The 308-nt window shown below is 38.3% G+C and carries 1 pseudogene; it reads left to right on the top strand.

Going from position 1 to position 308, the window contains the following annotated elements:
- A pseudogene (locus tag SB679_RS23640) lies at positions 1 to 308 on the top strand (hypothetical protein); the annotation flags it as partial.

Below are 308 nucleotides of genomic sequence, written 5' to 3'. Positions count from 1 at the left end.
GGAAGGTCATAAACAAGGCAGGACAGGCAGGGAAGAAAATTAAAGACGTTAAGATTGCAGATTTGCTTCCTTATAACTCTAAGTATGATCTTGCTTTGGCCGATAACGTACCATACAATGTGGTTGACAGCCAAAACCTTAAGAAAGAACTTTTGACTAATGCAAAGAAATTGGATGAAAGCAGAAAGTCATTTACTGGTCAGAAAGTAAATGTCCCTTGGTTAAATAAAGAGAAGTATGAGGCCTATGAAATAGACGGCAAGGTAAAAGTTAAAGGAGAGCCTAGAGATGTAAGCCGTAGAGTATAC

Source organism: Chryseobacterium sp. SIMBA_029, from assembly GCF_046535275.1.
In the GTDB taxonomy this organism is placed as follows: Bacteria; Bacteroidota; Bacteroidia; order Flavobacteriales; family Weeksellaceae; genus Chryseobacterium.
This window is presented reverse-complemented; position numbering and strand designations above follow the sequence as displayed.